This is a genomic window from Oligosphaera ethanolica (assembly GCF_030814695.1).
GTDB lineage: Bacteria > Verrucomicrobiota > Lentisphaeria > Oligosphaerales > Oligosphaeraceae > Oligosphaera > Oligosphaera ethanolica.
In genome coordinates this window covers 978887-1000478 of the sequence record NZ_JAUSVL010000001.1, presented here as the reverse complement: position 1 = coordinate 1000478, position 21592 = coordinate 978887, and the positions used below count along the sequence as shown (strand labels likewise).

The window sequence follows — 21592 nt, the reverse complement described above, 5'->3', positions numbered from 1 at the left end:
GAGGACAAGATCATGGCAGACGAAATCAAGACCCATCCTGGTTATCCCGACACCCCGATGCTTCCCGGTACGCCGTGGCGCGTGCATGACGGCCAGCGGCCCCTGCCGCCGGTGGTGACCGCCGGTCGTTTCCCGACGCAGGAGCAGTCCGGCCTGCCGCCGTCCGATGCGCTGGTGCTTTTTGATGGCAAGAACAGCGACGAGTGGGTCGGCAAGGACGGCCAACCGCACAGCTGGAAGGTCGCCGACGGCTATATCGAGAGTGTGCCCAAGGCCGGCAATATCCACACCCGCAGCGAATTCGGCGACTGCCAGGTCCATGTCGAATATCAGCTACCGATCCTGGCGGCCGGGCAGGAGCAGATTGACCACGGCAACAGCGGCATCTTCATGATGCGGCTCTACGAAATTCAGATCATCGACAACTGGAATTATCCGGTTTACGCTGATGGCATTCCCGGCGCCGTGTACGGCCAGCAGCCGCCCCTGGTCAACGCCGCGCCCCGCCGTGGCCAGTGGAGCGCCTACGACATCATTTGGATCGCGCCGCGTTTCGCTGGCGACAAGCTGCTGGCGCCCGCCTATCTGACTCTGTTCATGGACGGCATTCTCCTCCATCATATGCAGCCCATGCTGGGGCCGACCCAATTCAAGAAGCTGGCCACCTACGCGCAGCCGCATCCCGCTGTCGGCGCACTGGAACTGCAGGACCACAACGACCGCGTCCGCTTCCGCAATATCTGGTGCCGCCCACTGCACCTGTGAGGACGTTGGTATAGTTGGTTTTTGCGAGGGGGAGGAAAATACCCTTCGCTTCGCTCGGGCCGCCGCTGCGCGGCTATCCGACTATCCCTGCGCCTGCGGCGCAGGTCTGTGGCCCATTGCTCCTTTCCTCCCCCTCGCGCTCCCCCACCTATCCATTTTCGGCTCAGCGCATTGCGGCTGTCGCGAAGCGACAGCCGCAATGCGCTGAGCGTCAACAGACGATAGTATGTGCGGAACTTTTCAACGTTGTTTTTCGAAAGGCATACCAAATATGTGGTCAAAAGAACGCCGGGCGAAGGTTGTCTTGACAGGCAAAAGTCGTTTCGGGACTTCTCGGATGATCTCTACCAATGGGTGACCGATTACCTGGTGAATGGGCAAGAATTTCAATTGTATTTGAATAAACCGTTGACTAAGCTATAATTTCAAACGTAGTTGAATGTCCTGTCAGTGCGAGGCTGTGTCGATGTCATTAGTGAAGGGTGATGCGGTATGATCATTAGAGAGCATTACCTGGAAAAAATCCGACCATTTCTTGGAAAGCCGGTGGTAAAAGCGATCACCGGCATGCGTCGCGTGGGGAAGAGCGTCTTTGTCCGGCAGATCATGGAGCTGTTGAGCACCGAGGGTGTAGCCCCGGATGCCATTGTCTACGTGGATATGGAATCGTTGGAGTATGATTTCATACGTGATTACCGCGCCTTGAATGACCATGTCATTGCACGCTCCGCCCATGTTTCCGGCAAGATTCATGTTTTGATCGACGAGGTCCAGGACATCAGTGAATGGGAGCGGGCGGTAGCGTCCTGGTCTGGTCAGCCAGATCGCTATGACGTGACTATAACGGGGTCGAATTCGACCCTGTTTTCCGGTGAACTTGCCTCGAAACTGACCGGTCGCTACGTTGAAATAGTGCTCTATCCCCTTTCTCTGCGTGAATTCAGGGATTTTTATCCGGAAGTATCGACGCCGGAGCAGCTTTTTCAGCTCTACCTTCGTTATGGCGGCATGCCGGGCTTGCGGATACTGGATACGCTGAGTGACGACACGGCTTTGTTGTTCTTGAACGGCATCCATGATTCGATTGTCCTAAAGGACATTGTGCGGCGGCAGAACATTCGCAACGCGGCCTTGCTGGATGCGATCTGCAACTTTGCCTATGACAACATTGCGAATCCCCTGACGGCGTCGCGTATCAGCGCCTATTTGAAAAGTCAGCAGCTTAAGACCAACGTGCAATCGGTCATCAATTACCTGCGTGCGTTGGAAGACGCGCAGTTGTTCAGCAAAGTGCCCCGCTACGATATCAAGGGTAAGAAGTACCTTGAGATCAACAACAAGTTTTATGCGAGCGACGTGGGCCTGCGGCATGCGCGGGTGGGATTTCGGGCTGGGGACATCGCCCAACTGATCGAAAATCTCGTTTATACAGAATTGTGCCGTCGCCATGACAGGGTGTGCAGCGGCGAGATTGACCGTTATGAGGTCGACTTCGTTGCCATAAAATCGTCTGAGCCCCATTATTATCAGGTGACCACAGCCATGGATGATCCGGTGACGCGGGCACGGGAAACCCGTTCATTGCTGGCCATCCCCGACAATTATCCCAAGACGGTGATATCGCTCGCGCCGGTATATGGTGACCGTGTTCAGGGCATAGAGGTTGTTTCGCTATTGGATTTTCTTCTCAATCCCGCGGTTGATCAAGAAAGCGATAGGTATTGAAAATAGGGTGAAGATCCGAGTGCTTACGCTCGATTCCATGCCAGGTCGTGGGTGCACGGCGTCATGGCGAGTTGGGCGTGGCGTGGCCAGGATTTGCGAGCGTGTGATGCAATACAATGGTTGTCAGGTCGCTATGTTGTGTATTGGGTGCTCGTTCTTGCAACGCACCGCCAGGCCGTCGTTAAGGACATGCCGGGTTGCGCGGGCGGGGCAGGGACAACAAAACAAAGGTGGTTGATGATGCTGAGCAAAGGCCGTTTCTCGTGGTTCGCCGGGCGTAGGTCGATGATGTGTCTGGTCGCGGTCGCCCTCCTGATGCAGCTTGCCGGTGCCACTGCCGTTGCGGCGGATTTAGCCGTTTCGGCTCGGGCCGGTGACCGACCGGCGCTGCTTTTTGCCGACAACGAAGCAGTTCAGATCAGTGCCCGGATCGTGGGTGGTTCCGGCCCGGTGCAACTGAACTACGCGGCACGCGAAACCTGCGGGCCGTGGACGGCTGCTGGCTCCGTGGTGATCGCCCGGGACGGCGATGGGACCGTCGAAGCCCCGCTGCCCTTGTCTTTCCCCAACCGCGGCCACTATCAATTGACCCTGACGGCAACATGCGGCGACCTGACCGCGAACGAGACAACGACTGCCGCCGTGGTCTATCCGCCCCAGCCAGCTACGCTCGATTCCCTATGGGGGATCATGTACGGGGTGTATCGAGGCTACCCGTCGCACCTGGACCAGCAGGACCGCCCTGCGCAGATTGCCGCCAGCATGCGCCTGTTGGGAGCGTCCTGGACCAGGTTGAACTTCTGGCTGCACATGTATACGATCTCGGTCAAGGACGGCCAGGTCGTTCTGGACCTCTCACAGGTCCGACGGCAGGTTGATGAATTCCGGAAGCAGGGGATAAACATCCTCGGGGAAATCGTCCAGACCCCGCGAATTCTGTCAAGCAAACCCGACGCAAACGACGCCAAAGGCGATGGCGGTCCGCTTTTCTGCCGGGTCAAGCCGGCGGATTACCGGCTTTGGGACCAAATGGTCGAACAGATCGCCCGTGAGTTCAAAGACGATATACAGGTCTGGGAGGTCTGGAATGAAGTGGCCGGTGGCGGTCATTTCTGGGTTGGGACGGCGGAAGAATTCGTCGAGCTGCTGGAGCATACCAGCGCGGCGCTCCGCCGCGGTAATCCGAACGCCAAGATTGCCGGCCCCGGCTTTACCTCCAGTGTCGCGCTCTGCGAACCGTTTTTCAAGGCTGGTATAGGCAAGTACCTGGACATCCTGAGCGTCCACTACACCGACCGGAAGGATCGGGTCGCGGAGTACCAGGCCCTGCAGGAAAAATACGGCTTGGCCCTGCCCATTGAAAATACCGAGGAATCGACGTTGGTGCCGCTCAACAACCTCGCCCGGGGCATCCGCAGCCACAAATACATCCATTTACACGCTCCCTCCAACAACACCTATCGTCCGCTCATGACAATGGACTGGAAGCCGAATCCGACTGCCGTCACCTACGCTGTCGGGGCACATTTGCTGGCGGCGAGAACGTTTTGTAGCAGCAAGGAATTACCGGGCTTCAAGGTCTATTTCTTCGGCGCTGGCGCGGGTGCCGGCGCGGACCTTGCCGTGGTCGTCGCCCATCGCGGCGAAGGCCCCGCACGGTTTCTGGATAGCCAGAGCATTGACCGCGTCCGGATCAAGGCCGTGCCAGCGCCGGACCAGGACCTGGTCGGCATCGACTCCTTCGGGCGGGAAACGCCCTTTGCCGGTAGCGAAGGCGAACTGCCCTTTTCGCTGTCGGCCTCAATCTTCAAAGAGAACCGCGGCATGCTTTTTGCCGCGCCGGACTGCGTGTTTATACGCGGCTGCCGGGACATCGTGGCCATTGACCGGGTCGGGCAAAGCTCGCTGATCGTCGTGGAGGCGGAAGACGGTGATTATGACCGCGAGGCCTTCGGGGCATCGCAGAACCCGGAGTATTCCGGCGGCAAATATCTCAATATCTGGCAAAAGAACCCACCCGGTGAAAAGGGCTACGGCGTTGACCTGAAAATCGATGTTCCGGCCGATGGCGACTACCGGGTGCTGTTTTCCGGCAACAACCTGTCCAGAATCATCAAGAAGCCCACGTCGCTGTCGCCGTTCTACTGGAGTTTCGACGACGGACCCAGAACCCAAGTTGGGGAACAAGCACTGGATATGTTTGGGGACATCGTGGGCGATGTTGACGGTGCCCCTGAGGGCATGGCCACTCTGGGGACGGTTCACCTGACCAAGGGACAACGCGTTTTTCATCTGCGGCTCACCGCGCCGCGCGAAAGCGATCAACACTGGGCGCTCTGGATCGACGCCATCGCCTTGGTGCCCGTGCGCTGAACCCCAAACGCTGCCGGTACCGGCGACACCCTGCCGCGCCAGCAGCGTTCGGCAAGCACCCCTGAGCAGGAACGCATGCTGTGCTGCGGGTGATCATACTTATCCCGGGCGACGCTGTTTCCCGCGTGGAGCTCCCAGCGCAGAGTTTTTTGTTGCCGGGACGGCGGCGGTCCCAGGGCTGGACGGCGTCTCCCGCCGGGTCATTGGTCAGCCCTGTAGGGGCGACCTAAAAATCGCCGCGCAGAGCGCTAAGGCACTGGAAAGGAAAGACATTACATCGTTCCATTGCCTCTTTTGCTCCAGTCAGCTTCGCCGACTGGAGCAAAAGAGGCCGAGGAACACGAACCATAATGTCGCTCTACCCAGGGCGACGCTCCGCCTTCGGCGTCGCTTGCCCTGGGCTATTATAGATCGCGCTTTCAGCGCTCTAATGCCAACAGGATGAAGGTTTGCGACAGGGCGATCAAAAGGCCGCGGGGACAACAAATATCAATCACTGACCGATTACCTCCCACCGGTGTCTCCCGCCGGCACTCATTTCAGGCATTTGAGGAGATCGGCGGCGAGGCGCAGGGTGGCCTGACCGATGGCGTCTTTGGCGGCGACGACGTATGACGCGCCGGCGACGGTTTCCTTGGTGGCGCCGGTGGCGAGGAGCTGGTTGTCCTTGGCCTGGTAGACCGAGAGCTCGACGCGCGCGGCGGCGCTGCTGAATTTGTGGTAGCTGCCGGCGTTGCTGGCGATGGCTTCGCAGATGATGGCGAAGTCGGCCTCGGCGCGGTTGCTGGTGATGGTGAAATCGAGGGCGATGAGCAGCTTTTTGAGTTCGATTTCGGCGGCGGGGTCGGGTATGGGCATGGCGATGTCCTCGGTGACGCTGAGGAAGACCTGGCGCTGGCGGCCTTTGACGTCGGCAAGGCGGTCGGCGGCGGCGAAGACCGTGGTTTTGCGCGGGAGGAGTTTTTCGGCGTCTTTGTGGAGGACGGCGGCGATTTTGGCGGCCAGTTCGGGCGCCAGGTCGGTGTATTCGCCATGGCCGCTGGCGCTGCAGCCGAGGACGCGGGTGGTTTCGGTGCCGATGATTTTGGCCACGGCGTATTTTTTGCCGCCGGCTTCGAAGAGTGAGCCCGTAATGAGGATTTTGGCACCGACAAGGCGTCCGAGCTGCAGTTGCGAGTCGGGGCTGACCAGACCGACGGCGGACAGATGCAATTCGTCGAGGGCCTTGTCCAGATCGGCGCGTTCGACGAGATTGACGTTATCTTCGAGGAGCTTGACGAAGACCAGATCGGCGACGGACTTGCCGGTTTTCTCCAATTCGGCCTGGCGGCCGCGGCCATCAAAGGGCAGGACAGCGACGACGGGCACGAAGTTCGAGGCGGCGGCCGGGGCGGTGGCGGCATCCTGGCCGCGGGTCGTGGCGACGCCAAAGGTGGCCAGGACGATGACGAGGGCGAGGATGCGGGCGGTGGTGCTGTCGTGGTGTTTTTTCATCATGGTTGTTTCTCCTCAAGGAATGCTTTGACGAGCAGGGCGTTGTCGATATCAGTGAGTGAAAAATCCGGGCTGAAGATGACGCATTGGCTACGGTGTTTTTTGAGGACGACGTAGCTGAGGGCGCCATTGGCATCAATGCTGCGGCTGTGTTTGTCATATATGACGCTGAGCGTGCCGGGTTTCTTAGCGTGGTGGAGGGTGATATCCCGCCAGTCGTCGGCAATGGCGCAGGGGAAAGACCAGCGGTCGGGGAAGACCAGGGTGAGGCCGGGGCTTGGCGTGAATGGGAGGGAACCCTGGATGCGTGCCGGGGGCTTGGCCGCAGGGGAGCTGGCGGATTCGTCGCGGTCGGGTGCATCACGGATGCCGAGTTGTTTGAGGGCGGTGGCGACGTGGCCGGGGGCGTCGGCAAAGACGGCTTGGCATTGGTCAAGCAGTTGCGGCGGCCAGAAAATCAGCTTGGCATGGACCTGGCCGTTGACGGTCAGCACGGCTGTTTCACGGGTGTCTGGCGGCAATGCCGGCAGGGTGATGACGGGCTGTTCGCCGTCAGTTTTGCCGCTGAAGAGTTTGCGGCCGTGGTCGCTGATGACGGCCCAGGCCGCGTCGGCGGGCACGAGGAGGGGCTGCTCGCAGCCTGACCAGAGATTGATGATCGACTTGGTGCTGGCTGTTGCCGGTTCCCGTTCTTGGGCCGTGGCGTTGTCTGGGCAGCACAGCGCGGCGGTGACGACGGCGAGCAGGAACAGCAGCTGATGCCGCTGTAGTGATGGCTGGGCGTGGTGGATCATGGTGAATGCCCTCCGTGGAGTGGCGCGCTGCGGCGCAGGTGGCTCATGGCTGGGGTTTTGGGCTGGCGTTATCTCGTAGGCGGAGTCGGAACCACATGTCACGTCTGAGGAAGAGGACATCGTTGCGCAGGGGGAATGCCCAAGTCGTCCGCGGCAACCAGATCAGGGGCGACTGTTCAGGTGCGGCGAGATTGATGCAGGCGGGGTAGTGGCCGCCGGCCCAGAGGAAATGTTCGTGGAGGACATAGGGGTAGGGATACGGGATATTGACATCGGAAAAGGTGTTGCGCATGTGGCGTGGCGAACTGTATTTGCCTTTTTTGGGGGCTTCGGCCAGCGGCTGCAACGTGCGGGTCGCGTGGTCAAGCTGGTAGATGACATTGCTTTGGCGGTCGAGGGCGAGGACCAGCGGGGCTTGGTTGCCGGGTGCAAGCGCGTAGCAGCGTTTGGGGGGCAACGCCAGAAAAAGTTGCGGGCTGTCGTCCGCCGTTTTCAGTTGCCATATTTCCTGTTTGGCATAGCGTTGTTTGGGGACCTCGTGCGAGACCAGGAAAAAGAGCTCGCCGTTGGCACAGGTGACGAGGTCGCTGGCGAGGCCGCCGCGGTCGAGGTCGTGTTGGGGTTCGAGGCGCTCCTGACTGAAGTAGAGCCGACGTTCTTCGCCTTGCAGATTCATGGCGTGCAGGGCGTTTGTGGTCTGCACAAAGAGGCGGTCGCCCACGAGAGCGAGGCAGGTATTGTTCGGCTGCAAGGGTATGTGGAAGGTGCTGAGCAGCGCGCCGGATTGCCGGTTGAATACCCCCAGGCCATTGTTACTGGCGACCAGAATGAACTGGGAATCGCAGAGCAGGTGGATAAAGCTCGTGTCGTCGTCACCGAAGTAAAGGTGGGTTTTGCGGGCAAACTCTTCGATATCGATGAGCTTGGAGAAACGGCCGTCGGCAGCGATGCGGGCCACCATGGCGCCTTGGCCTTGCTGGCCGTTGGCCTGCCCCAGGAGAAGGATGACGCCGTCGCTGTCCTGGCAGGCATTTTTGCAGACCATGGGCTTGGGGGCGGCCATGGCGTCATGAAAACCGCCGTAGTCGAAAACGACCTGGGCGTTGACGGCGCGCAGCAGCTGGTCTTGGCGGGGGCTGGGGCGGAATTGCTCAATGGTGCGTCGACTCTCGGCAGGAGTCTTTTCCCAGATGACGAAGGCCAGATCGCGGAAGAGATTGGCGACCTTGTATTCGGTCAGATAGCGGTAGTTGAGGGCGTGGATAGCGTCCATGGCGACAAGCAGCGGCGGGAGCAGGTCGTCGTGGCCGTTGCCACGTGCGGCGTTCTCGAGCAGGATAAGCACGTCCAGGGTGCTGTTGCCGAGGTATTCGTGCAGGCAGGTATAGGCAAAATTGGGCGGTACCGCGAAGCACTCTTCGTTAATGATGCTGAAAGGTGCTTCGATGAGCCGGTTTTGCCATTTCGTGAGATCGGCGAAGCATCCGGGGGACAGGGCGGCCAACGCGGCAAAATAGTCGTGATAGTTTTTTTTGATATTTTTAGGCTGGTGTTGCGTGTTGAGTAGGATTTGCACCGTGCGCCAGTCGAGGGCCAGGGCTTTGCCGTCGGGCAGGCTGCACTCTTCGAGGAAGGCAATGAGCGTTTGGTCCTGGTTGAGGAAGCTCCTGGTGGCATTACGAACGGTGGAATCTTGGAGAAGCTTATCCCAGGGCATAAAGGCCTTAGGTGTGGGCGTGGGCTTGGTGGGGTCCAGGCGATAGCTCCGTTCCAGCGCGTGCAGAATTTCCAGATAGACCGCAAAGAAATCGCTGATGCGTTGATCGTGATCGGTATAGAGGGGGGAGGCAAAAAAGGCTTCGCGCAGGAATGTGATCACGTGTTTGATTTCGCTGCTACTGCCCAGGCCGTCGCTGAGGTCGAACTGGTACTGGGGCTGGCGCCGGATATCGGCGTGGACGGCCGGGCGGATTTCCGCAAAGAAGGCTCCATATTGCTGGAGGACCCTTTCGCAATCAGCCGCGAGGTCCATTTGGCCACGATGTCTGTAGCTTTCCATAGACTCTTCAAGACCAAACGCGAAGAGATGCCATTTGCGTCTGGCTTCCACTGGGAAGAACGGCCGCTGCGAGTGAGGAAAGTCGTTTTGGAAGCGCTGGATCCGCGCGTAGGTCTGTCTGGTTTTATCCAGCTGGTCTTGGCGCGATCTATAGGACCTGATATTTGCCATGGCGACGATCTCGGCGTGGCGGTATTCTTCATGGTGTGGATTGAGCGCGACGGCGGCCTGGATGTACTTCAATGCGTCATTGCGGTCCAGATTTTGCTGGTACGCCGCATAGAATTCGGCCGCTTCCCGTGCGGCAGCGGCAGTGACAGCACCAGTGGGTGCTTGTGCCGCGAGAGTGTCAGCGAGTTTGCTGACGAATTGCGCGGTGGCATCGGGTGTCAGCGCGAGGATGTCAAGCTGGCGCAGGCGGGTGATTTCGCGGCCTTGGAGGTCGTGGCAGTAGAGGGTGAGATGGACGTGCGTGCTTTTGTCGCCGGGCTCGAATTCGAGCCTGAGGATGCGTGCGGAGGGCGTCAGGGCAAACTGGGCGGCGCTGAGTTGGCGTTCTTCGCCGACGGCGTCCAGGCGTTCGCGTTCCAGCAGCTGGATGTCGGGATGTCGGGTCAGGGCGGTTTCGAACTGATTGAACCAGGTTTTGATGGCGTCGTGCTGCTGCCAGTCGATGCTGACCAGGCGATATTGGTTTATGGCGATGAGCTGGGAGCCGGGCTTGCGGGCTTTGCTGGCGCCGTCGCGGATGATTTGGGCGAGGCTGTTGATCTGCGCGGCGGGGGCGTCATACGCCCAGGACTGATCGGCCAGTCGGAAGCCATTTTTGGCGTTGATGACGACGATGCGGCCGGACTTTTGATTCCAGGCGGCGGTGAAGACGGCGATGATGTCGGCGTGGGGGAAAAGTCGGGCGAGCTGGCTGCTGTCGCTGGCTGTGAGCTGGTGTTCGCGAAGGATCTGGTCAATTTCCGCGCGGGCGAGCAGGGCGAAGCTGTCGTCGCGGGTTAATTCGACGCTGATGAGGTCGAGCAGCGCAGGCGGCTCGCCCAGCAAGGCCAAGGTGAGGGCGTTGGCGCCATGGAGCTGATTGTGCAGAAGGAGGGCTGCGATCATGAACAGAAGCAGTGTGCGCATGGTGGACCTGGTCGCTTAGGGTGGTGATTTGGAAATAGGGGCTGCCGGGATAGGGCGGGGCTTCAGGACATTTCGGGGGTGAAATCCACCTTGATGATGACATCGTTGGATTGGGCGGCGTTCTTCTGGCGGGAGTCAAGGGCGAAGATGTCGTCAATGACGATTGCCTGCCGTTGCTGGCCCTGGACGCGCAGCGCGAGCTCGACAATGGCGCCGTGCTCGTTACACGGCGAGATGAAGATGGTGCCGGTAATCTGCGTGGCATCCAAGGTGATGAAGTCATTGCGCCCGGCGATGAATTCCAGGGTGGCCAGCAGGTGGGATGACGGGCTGAGTATCTGGATGCGGATGCGGTAGGCGCGCGATAGCATCTCCTGGCGCTCAAAGAGTACGAGGTTGTTGTTGACGAAAAGTGCGCCGATGCCGGCACCGAACTGTCGCTGGGTCTCGGCGAGGTAGTCCAGGCCAACCGGGGCGGCTGCGGCAGAGAGGTCTTCCGGCGAGGCGTCGCTCGGGGCGCTGAGGTGTCGGTTGCGCCAGCACAGGCCGCCGAGAAGTAGCGAGATGCAGGCCGCGATGGCGGCCAGGCGGACCGCTGTGCGTTGGCGCTGTCGCCGTTGGGCGGCGTGGTGGAAGGCGGCGATGAAGGCGTCGTCTGGGCTGTAGTCGCCGGTATGATCTGGTGGCCCTTTCCGGCGTTCGAGAAGTTGTTCGAGTTGTTGGTCATTCATGGCTCATGCTCTTTCGCAGGAGTTCTTTGGCTTTGTGGATGCGCTGATAGAGGGTGTTTGCTGAACAGCCGAGTAGGTCGGCGGCGCTGGCGGTGTCGATGTCGCCGAGTATGGCGATGTGCACAGTTTGGCGATAGAGCTCAGGCAGTTTGGCAATGGCGCGGTCGAGGCGCTGGAGATCGTCGTCGGTCTCCTGAGTGCCGACGCTGTGATCGTTGGCGAAGGCGGTGAGTTTTCGTTGTTCGCGTTGCTGCTGGCGCAGGATGTCGTAGCTCTGATTGATGACGATGCGGGCGACCCAGCTGGCGAGGGCGGCGTCGTCGCGAAACGAGCGGCGGCGCAGCCAAGCTTTGCTGAGGGCAGTCTGGACGGCGTCGTCCACGTCGGCGGCGTTGGTGAGAATGCGCCGCGCCAGACCGCGGAAGAGAGACAGGCGGCTGCGGATCAGCATGTCAAATTGTTCTTCGGCGTGGTGATCGGGAAAAAACATCATGGCCTGCCGTGATAGTCTTCATGATGGCCGGAATGAATCTCGACTATAAGACGCCCGATGAAGCTATTTCTTATTATTCCGGGACAAGTATATTCGTGAGTGCATACACTTTGCCAATTTTGCCCGTGCGGTGCCATTGCGGATTGCGGGCTGGCAGCAACAAGACTATGGATATGGAGCTGTGCTGACATGATGAATAACGCCTTGGCTGTTCTGCATATTCCCCATGCATCCAGCATTATACCGCCGGAAGAGCGAAATAACATCGTGCTGAGCGACGAAGCGCTCCAGCAAGAGCTGTTGCAGATTACGGACTGGTTTACCGACGACTTGTTTACGAGCGGTCGTGATGACTGCGTGGCGCTGCGTTTCCCAGTGAGTCGCCTGGTGCTTGATCCCGAGCGTTTTGAAGACGACGAGAAGGAAGAGATGGCCAAAAAGGGCATGGGCGTTATCTACACCCGGAGCTCGTTGGGGGCGGTGTTGCGGCATAGTAGCGTTGCCGATAGGGAGCGCGAACGGCTTTTGGATTGCTATTATCGGCTGCATCATCGGTGTCTGAACCAGCTCGTCGCCGATATTCTTGAGACCCATCACAAGGCCCTGGTGATCGATTGCCACAGTTTCCCGAAGGCACCTCTGCTCTACGAGAACGACCAGCGGCCGGAACGGGCGGATATTTGTATCGGGACGGACAATTTGCACACGCCGGACTGGCTGTGCGACCTGCTGCTGGCGGCCTTTCAGCAGCGGAAATACACTGTCGCGGTCAACCGGCCCTTTGCCGGTGCGATAATTCCCAGTAATTACTACACGAAAAACGTGGCGGTATCAGGCGTCATGATTGAGCTCCGGCGTGACCTGTACATGGACGAAAAAACCGGCCGGCGGCATGCGGGCTACGCAGCACTCAAACAGGCTCTGGACGGCGTCATCAACGACCTGCTCCAGGCATTCCGGGTGAGGGAGGTAGCCGACGCGTGACCCAAAGGCGTTTCGGCGTCCCTGGCGTCAAGGCGTTCTCCAAGCGGTCCCCTGAGTCCAATGTGTCAATCGCAACGTCGGCGGGAAGTCGAATGCTGGCTTGGTTCTCCAAACGGTCCCCTGAGTCCAATGCGTTAATCCCTGGTGTCTTTTGCGTCCTCTTGGTCCAATCCATGGGAACATGCCTCCATGAGTCGTGAGTCCTCGTCTTAGCGCTGCGCCAAACCGTCTCAGCGGTCCAATTGGTCCCCAAGCGTCCCGGCGACTCTCGGTGATCCCCCTCGGGCGTTTCCGTGCGTCTACTTGTTCCTGATTTGGGTGGCCACTATACTATGCGAGCGATTTGCGACATGATTTGTGGTGTGTAGGCATGAACAGGAGCAGTGAGCATGAGCAAAGGCATATTCACGGGTGAGTTTTGGTATGGTGCGTCGATGGCGCCCTACGCGAAATCGCAGGACTGGCCGATTGCGGACTGGGACAACGATCTGGCAAATATGAAGAAGCTCGGTTTCAGCGTGGCGCGCATTTTTGTGCCCTGGGATCGCATTGAGCGTCGCGAAGGCGAGCTTGATTTCAGTCGTCATGATCACTTTGTGGAGTTGGCGGCGAAGCACGGCGTTGGTGTGATTATGAATGTGGGCGGGGTGTTTGACAGCCTGCAGGGCATTTATCCGCCGCAATGGCTGGTGCGGCGGCATGACGTCACGGCGCCTTGCGGGAGCAATCGGCAGGCGGACAACACGGGGCCGCGGGTTTTTGTGTGCCTGGACGACCCTCTCTATCGCGGCAAGGCGTTGGATTTCATTGCGACGGTGGTGAGCCGTTATGCGCAGCACGACGCGGTGGTTGGTTGGATGAGCTGGAACGAACCGTGGCTGCGGCAGTGCTATTGCCGGCATAGCGTGCAGGCATTCCGGCGCTGGCTGGCGGAGCGTTACGACAATGACATCGCCCGGCTTAACGACGCGTGGGGCACGGAGTTCCCCCTGAGTTATGACGACTGGGGCGAGATCAATCCGCCACAGGGGGCGGGCTTCCGCGAGGGCGGTTTAAATGCCTGGCGGGACTGGGTGACTTTCACGCAGTACCGCCTGAGCAGTGCGATGCAGGCGGTGTACGACTGCATCAAGCAGCACGACCCACGCAATCTGCCGGTGACCTGCAATATCTGCACGAGCCACGCGTACGGCGGGACACTTGGCGCCAATGTGCGCATCAGCGACGTCGCCCGGAGCCTGGACATCACGGGCTTTTCGTACTACACCGTCGCGCACGGCGAAAACATGGGGCCTTTCCACAAAGCGCTGTACACCGACTCCTTCCGCTGGACATCGCGTGATCCGCTGCGGCGGACGCTGGTGCTGGAGAGCGAAGCCGGGCCGAACTACTTTATGATCACGCCGGCGCAGCGCGAGCTGAACAACTGGCTGGCGGTTGGCCATAACGCCAAGGGCATGGTGCTGTGGAATTACCGCAGCCGTTTTTCGGACAACCAGGTGGGCAATTTCAACTTGATGGGCTGGGACGGCTCGCCGACGGCGCGGTCGGTTCTCCATGCCGAGCTGGCCGGCCAGCTCAATCGCCACGCGGACCTGATCAACAGCAGCTGCCCGGCGGCGCAGGCGGCGGTGCTGGTATCGGAGGAACTCAGCGTGCTGTTGCAGTGCACGTACACGGCTGGGGCCGATCCCAGCAAGCTGTGGGGGAGCGTCTCGCAGAGCCGCCTGGGTGCCTTCAAGCTCCTCTGGGACATGAATATACCCTTTGACGGTGTCAACGATGTCAATCTGGACCGGCTGTCACAGTATCGGCTACTCCTGTTGCCGATGATTGAGAACATGACGCCGGCGATCGCGGCGAAGCTGCGGGCCTACGTGGAGCAGGGCGGCACCGTCATCGCCGAATGCCCCTTCGCCTTCAAGGACGGGGACAATCTCCTGCATGGGCATGCGCCGATTTTCGGCTTGGACGAGGTCTTCGGGGCGCGGACGGTCGATCGCGAAGGCGTGGAGACGGCGTCCCCCATTCACTACGCAGACGGCGCCACAGCGCCCGTGCAGTTCCTTTGGCATCATTTCAGCCTGACGACGGCCAAGCCCCTGGCGACCTACGCGGATGGACGCATGGCGGTTTGCGCCAACAGCTTCGGAAAGGGCCGCGCCATCATGGCTGGCACCGAGCTGTTCCGGCAGTACTTCGCCAATCCACAAGCCGCGGCGACGGCTTTCCTGCGACGGGAAGTGCTGGCCAGCGGCGTCAAAGCGAACCTCGACATGCAGCTTGACGGCGAACCGGCGTTGGGCAGCAAGCTGGAAGTCTGCCGGCTAGCTGGCGAACTGGGCGAGCTGCTGATCATTCTCAATCACAATGATGAGGAGAAGCATTTCGTGGTCAAGGACGGCGCCGGCGAAGGCTGGGTGGATATGCGCAATGACCAGCCAGTGACCTTGGCTGGACGGCATGCGCTGCCGCCGCTGGGAGTGCTCCCGCTGGCAAAATACAAGAAATAGTAAATGGCGGCCGCAAGCGGCCGCCCACGGGACGGCCGGGCAGCGAGGGCCGGGAGGGACAGCGGGTGTTTTTGGCGGCCGCAAGCGGCCGCCCACTGGACGGCCCCTGGACGGCTCCGCCGCGCGTTGCGGCCGGGCTGCGGGGGCTGGTAGGGGCTGCGGGGGCTGGTAGGGGCTGCGGGGGCTGGTAGGGGCTGCGGGGGCTGGTAGGGGCTGCGGTGCTGTGGGGGCTGGTCAGCCGAGGAGGGCGTTACCGCCGGAGTTATCGAGCCGGATATAGTTTTCCATGCGGCTGGGGGTAAGTGTGGACAGCGCGTCGATAATGCGTTGGCGGTAGGTGCCGGTGCCTTCGCCGCCGTGGAGGGCGGCGTAGGCGAATTCGCCGGCGAGGCTCATGGCGGCGACGCCGGCGCAGGCGGCGAGCAGGGGTCGATCCGGCGCGGCGCCGGCGCAGGCGGCGCAGAGTGAGGTGGCCATGCAGCCGGTGCCGGTGACCTGCCGCATCAGCATATGGCCGTTGCGCATGGCGACGAGCTGTTCGCCGTCGCTGATGCAATCCACGGCGCCGGTGATGGCGGCGACGCAGCGGTAGTGGCGGGCGACGCGGCGGGCGACATCGGCACTGCTGCTGATATCAGTGGCCATGGAATCAACGCCGCGGGTGGCCTTGGTGTCGTGGTCGCCAGCGAGGCACTGCAGTTCGGCGAGATTGCCGCGAATGATGGCGACTTGCAGTTCACGCAGGAGGGTGCTGACCAGCTCGAGGCGGAAGGGCGTGGCGCCGACGCCGACGGGGTCGAGGACCACGGGGATGCCGCAGGCATTGGCGGCGCGGCCGGCGGCCAGCATGGCCGCCTCGCTGAATTCGTCGGGCGTACCGATATTGAGGACGACGGCGGCGGCGTGCCGGGCCATATCGGCGGCTTCGCGCACGCATGGCGCCATGACAGGTGAGGCGCCGACGGCCAGTACGGCGTTGGCGCAGTCATTGACGGTGACGACGTTGGTCAGGTGGTGGACCAGCGGGTTTTTCTGGCGGATCATGCCGAAGGTCTCAGCGATGTGTTGGGGCAGCTTCATGGCGGCGGCTTTCTGGCTGCTGGCGGCCGGTGAGTGGGTGAAACGCGATTAATACCAGTCGACGAAATGGTGGAGGGGGCCGCAGCCCTCGCCGATAGCCAGGCCGGCGGCCATGGCGCGGCGGACGTAGGCCTTGGCGATTTCGCAGGCAGGCAGCAGCGCTTGGCCTTTGGCGGTTTCGGCGGCAATGGCGGCGGAGAGGGTGCAGCCGGTGCCGTGGGTGTTGCGGCTGGCGATGCGTTCGCCAGGCAGCCAGCGGGCGTCGTGGCCGTCGTAGAGCAGATCGTTGGCGTGGTCGCTGCTATGGCCGCCCTTGATGAGCGCGGCGCGGGCGCCGAGGGCGCAGATGGCCTTGGCAGCGGCGAGCATGTCGTCCTGGCTGACGACGGCGCGGCCGGTGATGACTTCGGCTTCCGGCAGATTTGGCGTCACCAGCTGGACCAGCGGCAGCAGTTCGTCCCGCAGGGCCGACACCGCATCGGGCTGGAGGAGGTGGCTGCCGCTTTTGGAGACCATCACGGGGTCGAGGACGACAAAGGCGGGGCGCCAGTGCCGCAGGCGGTCGGCGACGCTGCGGATGATGTCGGCACTGGAGAGCATGCCGATTTTGACGGCGTCGACGCGGATGTCGCTGAAGACGGCGTCGATCTGGCCGGCGACCATGTCGCAGCTGATATTCAGCACGGCGTTGACGCCGCAGGTATTCTGGGCGGTGATGGCGGTGATGGCGCTCATGCCGAAGACGCCGCGGGCGGAGAAAGTCTTGAGGTCGGCTTGAATGCCGGCGCCGCCGCTGGAGTCGGAGCCGGCGATGGTGAGTGCGCGTGGCAGGTCCATGATGTCATTCTCCCGAAAAGAGACTGTGAGGCGGAAATGGGCGCGGGTGCTGCTCAGAGGCCGAGGAACAGTCCGGCGAGACTGAAATAGATCATGAGGGCGAAAGCGTCAACGATGGTGGTGAGCATGGGGCTGGCCATGAGGGCCGGGTCGAAGCGCAGGCGTTTGGCGAACATCGGCAGCAGGCAGCCGATCAGCTTGGCAAAGACGATGGTGATGAAGAGGGTCAGGGTGACGACGAGGTCCACTCGCGGATTGCTGTCTTTGACAAAGAGCATGATGCGCAGGAGATTGACCGACGCCAGCACCAGGGACACCAAGATGCCGACGCGGAATTCCTTCCAGACGACCTTGAGCCAGTTGCTCAGTTCAATTTCGCCCACGGCCATGCCGCGGATGATGAGGGTGGACGCCTGGGCGCCGCAGTTGCCGCCGGTGTCCATCAGCATGGGGATGAAGGCCGCGAGGATGACCACAGTCTGCAGCAGCTCCTGGTAGTGACTGATGACGGCGCCGGTGAGGGTCGCCGAGATCATCATGAACAACAGCCAGAAAATGCGGTTGCGCGCCAGACGCCAGACGCCGGTTTTGAGATACTCGCTTTCCGACGGGTGCAGCGCGGCCATTTTCTCGATGTCTTCGGTGTTTTCCGCGACAATGACGTCGATGATGTCGTCGATGGTGATGATGCCGACGATGCGCTGCTCGTTGTCGATCACGGGCATGGCGATGAGGTCGTATTCGCGGAATTTCTGGGCGACGTCTTCCTGGTCATCGTGGGTATGGACGGCGATGACGGGCGTGGTCATGAGATCGCGGATGAGGGCATCGTCCTTGCTGAGGAGAATGCGGCGCAGGGACACGGCGCCGGTGAGGACGCGCTGGGGGGAGGTGACGTAGCAGGTGTAGATGGTTTCGCGGTCCATGCCGCGCTTGCGGATGTGGGCGAGGGCCTCGGCGGCGGTCATGGCCTCGAAGAGATAGATGAACTCGATGGTCATGAGGCCGCCGGCGCTGTTGTCGGGATAGCGCAGGGCGGCGTTGATGGCCGCGCGCTTGGTGGGGTCGGCGTGGGCCAGAATGCCGGTGACCATGTTGGCTGGCAACTCTTCGAGAAAGTCTACCGCGTCGTCGACGAAAAGGCGGTTGATCAGGTCGTTGATTTCCTGGTCAGTGATACTTTCGGCGAGGAGGCGGTGCAAGTCCGGGTCGAGGTAGGTGAAGACGGCGGCGGCGAAGTCCTTGGGAAGCAAGCGAAAGACGAGGAGCAGCTTGTCCTTGCCGACTTCGCCGAGGGCGCTGGCGACGTCGGCGGGGTTGAGCGCGACGAGTTTTTCCCGCAGTTCGGGCAGCCGGTTTTTTTCCAGTAGTTCCAGAATTGCTTCCATGGCCGGTCCTTTGGGGGGGCTTTGCCGGCTGCGGCGCGCGGTCTGCGCGCGGTCGGTCGGGCGGGAGGGAAGAGGGGGCGGGCCACGGAGCGCCAGTAGCGGTGGCTCCTGGCGTCATCCGCCCTGGTTGCCGTGCTTGTGGCTGCCGGGGCGGATGGACGGTGTGGCCGGGTTATTTGACCCAGTTCACGTCAACGCTGCGTTGGGTTGGGCCGACGTAGAGTTGGCGTGGGCGGTAGATGCGGTGTTCGGAGCCGTCGCGCATTTCCAGCCATTGGGCGATCCAGCCGGGGAGTCGGCCTATGGCGAACATGACCGTGAACATGTTGGTGGGGATGCCCATGGCGCGGTAAGTGATACCGGTGTAGAAGTCCACGTTGGGGTAGAGGTTCCGTTCCTTGAAATAGCGGTCCGCCAGCGCGGCTTCTTCCAAGCGCTGGGCGATGTCGAGCAGCGGGTCTTTGAATCCGAGGTGGTCGATGACTTTGTGGCAGATGGCCTTAGCGACGCGGGCGCGGGGATCGTAGGTCTTGTAGACCCGATGCCCGAAGCCCATGAGGCGGAAGGGGTCGTCCTTGTCCTTGGCGCGGTCGATGACCCGGGTGATGTCGCCATTGTCTTCCTGCTGGATTTTCTCCAGCATTTCGATGACCTGCTGGTTGGCGCCACCGTGGAGGGGGCCCCACAGGGCGCAGATGCCGGCGGAGATCGACGCGTAGAGATTGGCGCCGGAGGAACCGACGGATTTGACTACGGACGACGAGCAGTTCTGCTCGTGATCGGCATGGAGGATGAGCAGTTGGTTGAGCGCCCGGGTGATGACTGGGTCGGGCTTGTAGCCATTGACTGGCGTGTAGAACATCATGTTGAGGAAGTTCTCGCAGTAGCTCAGGTCCGGCCGCGGGTAGACGATGGGCTGGCCCTTCATCTTCTTGTAGGTGAAGGCCGCGATGGTGCGCACTTTCGAGAGCAGGCGTGTGACCATGATGTCAATGGCCTCATTCGGGTGCGATTCCAGCTCGGGATAGAAGGTTGACAGCGTCACGGCCATGGCCGACAAGGTCGCCATCGGATGCGCGTGGTCGGGGAAGAGATCGTAAAAATGACGCATGCCTTCATGGAGCATGGAATGCTGATTCATCAGCTCGCTGAAGGCCGCGCGTTCGTCCTTTTTGGGCAGGAAGCCGTGCACCAGCAGGTAGGCCACGTCAAGGAAGTTGCAGCGCTCGGCCAGTTCGTCGATGTCGTAACCGCGGTAGCGCAGAATGCCTTTTTCGCCGTCGATGAACGTGATATTGCTGCTGCAGGAGCCGGTGTTGGCATAGCCCGGATCGTAGGTGATCAGGCCGCTTTGGGCGCGCAGCTTCTGGATATCCATGGCGATTTCGCCTTCACTGCCTTCATAGACGGGCAGTTCATAGACCTTGCCATTGAGTTCCAGTTTGGCCTTGGTTATTTCCTTGGCGTACATCATGTAAGGGGTCTCACTTTCTTGGGTGCCCCAAGCGCAGGTTGCTGATTGAGTCCGGGCGTTGACAACGGCTTCCTGTGAAAGCCAAAAAAACGAATATGAAATATAATGTTTTTACTTATATATATCAAGATGGCGGCCGAATAAGCGCCATCGTGCCATTGGGGGCCGTGGTGTTACCTGGCAGCCGGTCGTGGTTTTGCTCAGAGGTCCTGTTCGAAACCGGCCCAGTCGTGCCATTGTCGGGCGAAGTCCTCGACGTAGAGATCGAGGTAGTTGCCGGCGATAGCCGACGCGTGCGGCAGGCGCCAGAGATTGGTGCAGCGTTTGAGGATGGAGTTTGCCGGCAGTGGCTCGGTCTGGAAGACGTCCAGGCAGGCGCCGGCGATGCGGTGGGCTTCGAGGGCGGCGTAGAGGGGCTTTTCTTCGATGGCGTTGCCGCGGCCGACGTTGCAGATGGTGGCGTGTTTTTGCAGCAGGCCGATGCGGCGGGCGTCGATGATGTTGTTGGTGTCGGGTGCGCCGGGCAGTGCAATGACGACGTGGTCGGCGCTGGGGAGGACTTTGTCCAGGTCGCTTTCGGTGAAGATGCGGTCGTGTTGGTCGAACCAGTCTGGCGCGGGTTTGCTGAGGCTGCGGCGCATGCCGCTGATGCGAACGCCGAAGGGCTTGAGGAGTTTGCCGATCCAGTCGCCGATATTGCCCATGCCGAGGATGACGACGTGGCTGCCGCGCAGGGGCCTAAGGATGCCATTGAGTTCCTGCCGTGGCCAGGCCAGGTCGGCGAAGGTGCTGGCGGCCGGGAGGATGCCCCTGGTCATGGCCAAGATCATGCCGACGACGGTTTCGCCGATGATTTCGCCGTGGAAGGCCCCGTACATCAAGCGCAGCTGTGGTGGCGGCGAGACCAGGAGAAGATCGCGGCCGGCGGCGGGGGTGGAGAGGAGGCGCAGTCGTGGCGCCAATTCGAACCACTCCTGTTTGAAGGTCCAGACCATGGCGCAGTCGCAGTCGGGGAGGGCATTGACCAGCGCCTGTTCGCTTTCACAGATGCGCACCCGCAGCTGTGGTAGCAGTCGCTGCAGGTGCTGAGCCTGTGCGGGGCGGAAGTTCCAGCAGTCGACCTGCGGATGTCTGATGTGAACGGCGACGTCAATCAAAGCGGGGTTGTCCATGCTGCGTCTCGGGATAGGTGGCTGCGGGGAAAGGCGAGCGTGGTCGCGCGTCGCGGCGGTACTAAGGCGGTGAAGGCGCTGGCTTTTGCTATACTATAGTGCCGAAATGGCCCGAGGCGGGCGTGGAACGTTCCCGGCGCCAGGGCGCCGCCGACCCGGCGGGGTGATGCGTTTTTTTTTTATCCGCAGATTCCGCAGATTCACGCAGATTATTTTTACGATAGGCTGCATGGAAGTCCAAGGCCCTTCCCGGCCCGGTGCCAGCGAGAGGCATGCCGTGCATCCGTTGTCAACGGCTGGCCGATAATGAAAAAAGGATGAAGTATCTGACGCTGATTTGCAAAGAGGGGTAAGGGGGATACATTTAAGATTCGTTTTCATCCTATTGCTTTGCCAGTTTTGACCTTCAGCTTAAGTGTCAGCTTGAAAACAGGAAGTGAGTCACCATGGGTTCAGTTAAGAAGAAACGCCGTAAGAAGATTGCCAAGCACAAGCGTCGCAAGCAATTGCGCGCACAGCGTCACAAGAAGAAATAAAGCCGCTAGGTTGGCATGAGCTAAGCAAAGGAGGCAG

At 60.9% G+C, this 21592-nt stretch carries 16 protein-coding genes; 6 read left to right on the top strand and 10 right to left on the bottom strand.

Features of this window, described 5'->3' with window-relative positions; genetic code table 11:
- Window positions 1–12 precede the first annotated feature (12 nt).
- The 3 genes from J3R75_RS03500 to J3R75_RS03490 all read left to right on the top strand — a co-directional run bounded on the left by J3R75_RS03500 (window position 13) and on the right by J3R75_RS03490 (window position 4863).
- Window positions 13–765 (top strand): 3-keto-disaccharide hydrolase, encoded by a 753-nt coding sequence (locus tag J3R75_RS03500; RefSeq protein WP_307259951.1) that lies wholly within the window; start codon window positions 13–15, stop codon window positions 763–765.
- A gap of 492 nt (window positions 766–1257) precedes the next feature.
- Entirely contained in the window at window positions 1258–2490 is a 1233-nt protein-coding gene (locus J3R75_RS03495) for an ATP-binding protein (protein ID WP_307259950.1), read from the top strand.
- A 51-nt stretch (window positions 2491–2541) separates the two neighbouring features.
- Entirely contained in the window at window positions 2542–4863 is a 2322-nt protein-coding gene (locus J3R75_RS03490; protein ID WP_307259949.1) for a GH39 family glycosyl hydrolase, read from the top strand.
- A 534-nt stretch (window positions 4864–5397) separates the two neighbouring features.
- Here J3R75_RS03490 and J3R75_RS03485 read toward each other — a convergent pair.
- The 5 genes from J3R75_RS03485 to J3R75_RS03465 all read right to left on the bottom strand — a co-directional run bounded on the left by J3R75_RS03485 (window position 5398) and on the right by J3R75_RS03465 (window position 11571).
- Window positions 5398–6360 carry a CsgG/HfaB family protein gene (locus J3R75_RS03485; RefSeq protein ID WP_307259948.1) on the bottom strand — a complete coding sequence of 321 codons (963 nt, stop codon included), beginning with the start codon at window positions 6358–6360 and terminating at the stop codon, window positions 5398–5400.
- Window positions 6357–7151: a hypothetical protein gene (locus tag J3R75_RS03480; protein WP_307259947.1), complete on the bottom strand. Its 795-nt coding sequence runs from the start codon at window positions 7149–7151 to the stop codon at window positions 6357–6359. The genes J3R75_RS03485 and J3R75_RS03480 overlap by 4 nt, the downstream gene beginning before the upstream one ends.
- A gap of 43 nt (window positions 7152–7194) precedes the next feature.
- Window positions 7195–10347, bottom strand: coding sequence for a hypothetical protein (locus J3R75_RS03475; protein WP_307259946.1), 3153 nt, complete (start codon window positions 10345–10347; stop codon window positions 7195–7197).
- A 62-nt stretch (window positions 10348–10409) separates the two neighbouring features.
- Window positions 10410–11078 carry a hypothetical protein gene (locus tag J3R75_RS03470; RefSeq protein WP_307259945.1) on the bottom strand — a complete coding sequence of 223 codons (669 nt, stop codon included), beginning with the start codon at window positions 11076–11078 and terminating at the stop codon, window positions 10410–10412.
- Window positions 11071–11571: an RNA polymerase sigma factor gene (locus J3R75_RS03465; RefSeq protein WP_307259944.1), complete on the bottom strand. Its 501-nt coding sequence runs from the start codon at window positions 11569–11571 to the stop codon at window positions 11071–11073. Before J3R75_RS03465 ends, J3R75_RS03470 begins: the two co-directional genes overlap by 8 nt.
- Window positions 11572–11760: 189 nt before the next feature.
- On the opposite strand from J3R75_RS03465, the gene J3R75_RS03460 reads away from it, so the two are divergent.
- Together J3R75_RS03460 and J3R75_RS03455 are read left to right on the top strand one after the other, a co-directional pair.
- Complete coding sequence (locus J3R75_RS03460) at window positions 11761–12555, top strand: N-formylglutamate amidohydrolase (protein ID WP_307259943.1); 795 nt, start codon at window positions 11761–11763, stop codon at window positions 12553–12555.
- Between the two features lie 389 nt (window positions 12556–12944).
- Window positions 12945–15068 (top strand): beta-galactosidase, encoded by a 2124-nt coding sequence (locus J3R75_RS03455; RefSeq protein ID WP_307259941.1) that lies wholly within the window; start codon window positions 12945–12947, stop codon window positions 15066–15068.
- A gap of 234 nt (window positions 15069–15302) precedes the next feature.
- Here J3R75_RS03455 and thiM read toward each other — a convergent pair whose 3' ends face one another.
- The 5 genes from thiM to J3R75_RS03430 form a co-directional block, all read right to left on the bottom strand.
- Complete coding sequence (gene thiM, locus J3R75_RS03450) at window positions 15303–16148, bottom strand: hydroxyethylthiazole kinase (RefSeq protein WP_307259939.1); 846 nt, start codon at window positions 16146–16148, stop codon at window positions 15303–15305.
- A 48-nt stretch (window positions 16149–16196) separates the two neighbouring features.
- Entirely contained in the window at window positions 16197–16985 is a 789-nt protein-coding gene (gene thiD, locus J3R75_RS03445; RefSeq protein ID WP_307259938.1) for a bifunctional hydroxymethylpyrimidine kinase/phosphomethylpyrimidine kinase, read from the bottom strand.
- A 53-nt stretch (window positions 16986–17038) separates the two neighbouring features.
- The gene (gene mgtE, locus J3R75_RS03440; protein WP_307259937.1) at window positions 17039–18373 is read right to left on the bottom strand and encodes a magnesium transporter; all 1335 of its coding nucleotides are present in this window, start codon (window positions 18371–18373) and stop codon (window positions 17039–17041) included.
- 172 nt (window positions 18374–18545) lie between these two features.
- Entirely contained in the window at window positions 18546–19847 is a 1302-nt protein-coding gene (locus J3R75_RS03435) for a citrate synthase (protein ID WP_307259935.1), read from the bottom strand.
- Window positions 19848–20047: 200 nt separating this feature from the next.
- Complete coding sequence (locus J3R75_RS03430) at window positions 20048–21019, bottom strand: NAD(P)-dependent oxidoreductase (protein WP_307259934.1); 972 nt, start codon at window positions 21017–21019, stop codon at window positions 20048–20050.
- A gap of 446 nt (window positions 21020–21465) precedes the next feature.
- Here J3R75_RS03430 and J3R75_RS03425 point away from each other — a divergent pair, with 446 nt between their 5' ends.
- Window positions 21466–21555, top strand: coding sequence for an AURKAIP1/COX24 domain-containing protein (locus J3R75_RS03425; RefSeq protein ID WP_307259933.1), 90 nt, complete (start codon window positions 21466–21468; stop codon window positions 21553–21555).
- The last annotated feature ends 37 nt before the right edge of the window (window positions 21556–21592 follow it).

Excerpts from the sequence above, each read along its gene's own strand:
- J3R75_RS03435 (WP_307259935.1), bottom strand. The coding sequence starts at position 19,847 with ATGATGTACGCCAAGGAAATAACCAAGGCCAAACTGGAACTCAATGGC.
- J3R75_RS03425 (WP_307259933.1), top strand. The coding sequence starts at position 21,466 with ATGGGTTCAGTTAAGAAGAAACGCCGTAAGAAGATTGCCAAGCACAAG.
- J3R75_RS03460 (WP_307259943.1), top strand. The coding sequence starts at position 11,761 with ATGATGAATAACGCCTTGGCTGTTCTGCATATTCCCCATGCATCCAGC.
- J3R75_RS03500 (WP_307259951.1), top strand. The coding sequence starts at position 13 with ATGGCAGACGAAATCAAGACCCATCCTGGTTATCCCGACACCCCGATG.
- J3R75_RS03480 (WP_307259947.1), bottom strand. The coding sequence starts at position 7,151 with ATGATCCACCACGCCCAGCCATCACTACAGCGGCATCAGCTGCTGTTC.
- J3R75_RS03465 (WP_307259944.1), bottom strand. The coding sequence starts at position 11,571 with ATGATGTTTTTTCCCGATCACCACGCCGAAGAACAATTTGACATGCTG.
- thiM (WP_307259939.1), bottom strand. The coding sequence starts at position 16,148 with ATGAAGCTGCCCCAACACATCGCTGAGACCTTCGGCATGATCCGCCAG.
- thiD (WP_307259938.1), bottom strand. The coding sequence starts at position 16,985 with ATGGACCTGCCACGCGCACTCACCATCGCCGGCTCCGACTCCAGCGGC.
- J3R75_RS03455 (WP_307259941.1), top strand. The coding sequence starts at position 12,945 with ATGAGCAAAGGCATATTCACGGGTGAGTTTTGGTATGGTGCGTCGATG.
- J3R75_RS03485 (WP_307259948.1), bottom strand. The coding sequence starts at position 6,360 with ATGATGAAAAAACACCACGACAGCACCACCGCCCGCATCCTCGCCCTC.
- mgtE (WP_307259937.1), bottom strand. The coding sequence starts at position 18,373 with ATGGAAGCAATTCTGGAACTACTGGAAAAAAACCGGCTGCCCGAACTG.
- J3R75_RS03475 (WP_307259946.1), bottom strand. The coding sequence starts at position 10,347 with ATGCGCACACTGCTTCTGTTCATGATCGCAGCCCTCCTTCTGCACAAT.
- J3R75_RS03470 (WP_307259945.1), bottom strand. The coding sequence starts at position 11,078 with ATGAATGACCAACAACTCGAACAACTTCTCGAACGCCGGAAAGGGCCA.
- J3R75_RS03430 (WP_307259934.1), bottom strand. The coding sequence starts at position 21,019 with ATGGACAACCCCGCTTTGATTGACGTCGCCGTTCACATCAGACATCCG.
- J3R75_RS03495 (WP_307259950.1), top strand. The coding sequence starts at position 1,258 with ATGATCATTAGAGAGCATTACCTGGAAAAAATCCGACCATTTCTTGGA.